Genomic DNA, 4,515 nt, shown 5'->3' with positions numbered 1-4,515 from the left:
GTGAGGTGGTCCCCCGGCACCCGCCGCACTGCTGCCCGACGCCCGCGTGCAGCGGGTGCCGGGGGACCACCTCACGGCGCCGCACACGCCGGAGTTCCGCGCGGCGGTCCGCGACTTCCTCGCGGACTGAGCCGGGGCCCGTCGGACGGCCCGCACCCTGACCTTTATTTCCCACGTTCGTAGACAATCGAAAGGCACCCCATGACCGACACCTCCACGCCGGACGCCGCGCGGATCCTCGACATCGCCACCGGCTACATGGCCGCCAAGCAGCTGTTCCAGGCCAGCCGGATCGGCCTGTTCGCCGCCGTCGCCGACGGCGCAGACACGGTCAGCGCGATCGCCGAGCGCTGCGGGGTGAGCGAGCGCATCGCGCGCCTGCTCGCCGACGCGATGGCGGCCAAGGGGCTGCTCGTGCGCACCGACGGACGCTACGCCCTCGCCGACGACGCCGCGGCCTACCTCACGGGCGACGCCGCCGCGATCGACCTCGCGCCGTTCCTCACCTTCCTCGACGAGATCAGCTACCCGCACTGGCTGCAGTTCGCGCACACCGTCGACACCACCCAGCCGGGTGACCTGCAGATGGACGACGCCCGCTGGGGCACGTTCATGGCGGGCGTCATGACGTACAACCGCCTGCACGCGCAGGAGTTCGGACGCCTCGTCGACCTCTCCGGTGCCACGAACGCCCTCGACTTCGGCGGGCTCTCGGCCGAGTTCGCGCTGTCGGTCATGGCGCGCAACCCGCAGCTGCACACGACCTTCGTGTACGCGCCAGGGTTCGAGGACGGCCTGGCCGAGGCCGTGCAGTCCGCGGGCGTGGCCGACCGCACGACCGTGGAGGTGGGGGAGACCGCGACCGCGACGCCCGAGGGCTCGTACGACGCCGTGTTCGCCAACCACGTGATCCACCGCTTCTCGGCGGAGGAGAACGCGCAGATCTTCCGCAACCTGCGGGCGGCCGCGGCCGACGGTGCGACCCTGACCGTGCTCGACTTCTTCCTCGACGACGACGCCGAGCAGCGCGCGCTCGACGCCCTCCACGCGGGGGAGTACCTGGTGATCGACGGCACCGTGGTGTACCCGGAGTCCGAGGTGCGCGGCTGGCTGAGCGACGCCGGCTGGTCGGTGCGCGACACGATCGCCCTGCCGGGGAGCCCGCGGGTGCTGGTGGCCACCGCGGTGTGAGAACCGTGGTCTGAGACTGGTCCGAGGGGGATCAGAGGCGGGCGGCATGCGTGAACATGCCGCCCGCCGTTTTCGTGTGTGCCCGTCGCGTGACGTGCGGGGATGCGGGCGCGAAACCGCGCCTTCCCGGCGGGTTTCCGGCACGTTCTCGATCCGCCGCCGGGGGCCGGGCGGGGCCGCTGCCGCCTCAGTCGCGCGCGAAGACCGTCCGGCCGTCGACGACCGTGCGCTCCACCGTGACGGAGGTGAACGCCCGCCCTGGTTCGAGCGGATCCTCGTCGAGCACCGTGAGGTCGGCGACGCGACCCGGCTCGAGCGTGCCCTTCCAGTCGGCGGCGCCGTCCTGCCGCGCGGCCTCCACGGTCATCGCGCGCAGGAGCCGTCGCCGCAGCTCCGCGTCGTCCGCCCCGCCCGCCGCGGTCACGAGCCGCAGTGAGGCGTCGAGGCTCGGGCGCCAGTCCGGGGTCGCGATCGGGGCGTCGCTCGTCAACGTGGTGAGGGCGCCCGAGCCGAACATCTCGGCGAGCGGCCAGGCCGCGGCGACCCGTGCCTCGCCGAGCTGGACGGCGGCCCACGAGTGGGTGTGCGCGGCGATCAGCGGCTGGATCGCGAACCCGGCGCCGATGTCGCGCATGCGGGCGATCTGCGCGGGCGTCGCGAGGTCGCCGTGCACGACGTAGTGCGGTCCCGGCGCGGCGGGTGCCGGGTCGAGCCGTTCCAGCACCGCGAGGAACTCGGCGATCGAGCGGTCGCCCGTGGCGTGCACCGCGATCTGCAGGCCGCGCGCGGCGGCGAGCTCGATCATGCGCTGGAACGCCGACAGCGGATCGCCGCCGCCGCGCGTGAGCAGGTGTCCGGTCGTGCCGTCGGCGTAGGGCTCGTCCGTCCAGGCGGTGGCCATCGGCGGGATGCCGTCGGCGAAGATCTTGACCCCGGGGATCGCGAGCCAGCGCGCGTCGGTCGAGGGCGGCGGGGTCTGGAGCCCGCGCTCGAAGTCGTCGAGCGTGCTCTCGCCGTCGATCGTGCCGAACAGGCGCAGCAGCGTGACGCGGGAGGTCTGCGCGCCCTCGCGGTGCAGCTCCACGTAGGCGTCGAGCATGTCGCTGCCGAAGCAGCCCGTCTCGCCGTCGTCCTCGCCGGGGCCGATGCCGGGTTCGGTGTAGCTGGTGATCCCGAGCTCGGCGAGCAGCCGCCATGCCCGTCGCAGGGTGGCGCGTCGCTCCCCGGCCGTGGAGACCAGGCGGCCGGACGGCTGCTGCTCCGGCGGGGTGTCGGAGAAGAAGAGGTGGGGCCAGCGGGCGCCGAGCCAGGCGGCGTGCAGGTGGGCGTCGTTGAGGCCGGGCACGACCGTGCGGCCGTCGAGCTCGAGCGTGCTCCGGGCGGGGAGCGCCTCGGCATCGGCACCGGTGGCGACGATCACCCCGTCGCGCACGGCGAGGGCCGACGTGGTGGTGTCGCGCGGGTCGAGGGTGTGGATGCGGCCGCCGCGGATGATCAGGTCGGCGCCGTCGCCGGAGAGTGCAGTGCTCATTATTCCACCAGTGTAGACGAAAAGAACGGACGGGCGGGGACCCCGGACACCCGATTCGGCGCTGCCCTCACCCGGCTTGTACGCTGGGGGCATCCCCCGAATCCACCGGCAACCTCGCGCGAGCCGGCGACCTCGGCGCGCGCTCACACATGCAAGGACGCAGATGAACGATTCCGCGGCACCCCGCGACGAATGGACGGCGAGCGAAGAGCTGGCGGAGCGGATGATCCCGCTCGTCGGAGCGCTCAAGCGGGAGCACGACGTGGTCACGTCGTTGCACGGGCACCGGCTGCTCGGCCTGTCGGCGACCGGTCTCGTCGAGGTGCACGACCGCGTCGCGCAGCTCGGCCACGAACGACTCTCGATCGACGACACCCTCGCCGTGCTCGAGGCCATCCACGCACTCGGACCAGGAGCCTCCTCGCTCGACGTGGCCCGGCTCGCGGAGGGCCACGCGGCGAGCGGCCGCCCGCTCGACGAGTACCTGGCAGAGGCGCTGGCCCCCGCGATCGGTGCCGTGCCCGCCGACCCGACCGACGTGGTGCTGTACGGCTTCGGTCGCATCGGGCGTCTGCTCGCGCGCATCCTCATCGCCCACACCGGCGGCGGCAGCGGACTGCGCCTGCGTGCCATCGTCGTGCGCCGGGGCTCCGACAACGACCTCGTCAAGCGCGCCTCGCTGCTGCTGCGCGACTCGGTGCACGGCCGCTTCGCCGGCTCGGTCACGGTCGACGAGGAGGCCGAGCAGATCATCGCCAACGGCACCCGCATCCAGGTGATCTACTCCGACGACCCCGCCACGATCGACTACACCACCTACGGCATCCACGACGCGATCGTCGTCGACAACACCGGCCGCTGGCGCGACGAGGCCGGGCTCTCGCAGCACCTGCGGTCCGCCGGGGTCGCGCGCGTGCTGCTGACCGCGCCGGGCAAGGGCGCGCTGAAGAACATCGTGCACGGCATCAACGACGCCGACGTCACGCCGGAGGACCGCATCGTCTCGGCGGCGTCCTGCACCACCAACGCGATCACCCCGGTGCTCGCCGCGATCGACGAGGCCTACGGCGTGGTCGCCGGGCATGTGGAGACCGTGCACTCGTTCACGAACGACCAGAACCTCATCGACAACTTCCACAAGGGCGATCGCCGCGGCCGCTCGGCCGTGCTCAACATGGTCATCACCGAGACCGGTGCCGCGAAGGCGGTCGCCAAGGCGCTGCCGCAGCTGGAGGGCAAGCTCACCGGCAGCTCCATCCGCGTGCCCACGCCCGACGTGTCGCTCGCGGTGCTGCACCTGACCTGCGAGCGCCCGGTGGAGAAGGAGCAGGTCAACGACTACCTGCGGCGCATCTCGCTGCACTCGAAGCTGCGCCAGCAGATCGACTACGTCGAGAGCCCCGACGTCGTCTCCACCGACTTCGTGGGATCGCACAGGGCGGGCATCGTCGACGGGCTCGCGACCGTCGCCCACGGCAACACCCTCATCCTCTACGTCTGGTACGACAACGAGTTCGGCTACTCGTGCCAGGTCATCCGGGTGCTGGAGGTCATGGCCGGGTCGCACCCGATCGTGCTTCCGGAGCGCCGCGAGGTCACGCTGCAGGCCTGACCCGCGAATGGGGGAGGCACCCGCCATGATGGGGGCATGACTCCCGCGGCCCTGCTGTCCGAGCGCCTCCGCTCCCACCGTCTGACCGCGCCGGCGCCGACGGTCGCCGACGCCGCGCGCCACCTGCTGGCCGTGCAGAGCCAAGACCTCACGGCCGGCCGGTGGGCACTGGCCTGCCGCG

The 4,515-nt window shown here is 72.5% G+C and carries 3 protein-coding genes; 2 read left to right on the top strand and 1 reads right to left on the bottom strand.

What is annotated here, in order from left to right:
* Positions 1–201: 201 nt before the first annotated feature.
* Positions 202–1,191 (top strand): methyltransferase family protein, encoded by a 990-nt coding sequence (locus DW309_RS13930; protein WP_136029043.1) that lies wholly within the window; start codon positions 202–204, stop codon positions 1,189–1,191.
* 187 nt (positions 1,192–1,378) lie between these two features.
* Here DW309_RS13930 and DW309_RS13925 read toward each other — a convergent pair whose 3' ends face one another.
* Entirely contained in the window at positions 1,379–2,722 is a 1,344-nt protein-coding gene (locus DW309_RS13925; protein WP_136045709.1) for an amidohydrolase, read from the bottom strand.
* A 163-nt stretch (positions 2,723–2,885) separates the two neighbouring features.
* Here DW309_RS13925 and DW309_RS13920 point away from each other — a divergent pair, with 163 nt between their 5' ends.
* Positions 2,886–4,334, top strand: coding sequence for a glyceraldehyde-3-phosphate dehydrogenase (locus DW309_RS13920; RefSeq protein WP_136045708.1), 1,449 nt, complete (start codon positions 2,886–2,888; stop codon positions 4,332–4,334).
* Positions 4,335–4,515: the final 181 nt, after the last annotated feature.

Source organism: Microbacterium sp. K41 (assembly GCF_004794395.1).
GTDB classification, from domain to species: domain Bacteria; phylum Actinomycetota; class Actinomycetes; order Actinomycetales; family Microbacteriaceae; genus Microbacterium; species Microbacterium sufflavum.
The sequence above is the reverse complement of the archived record's forward strand: the minus strand, read 5'-3'. Positions and strand labels throughout refer to the sequence as shown.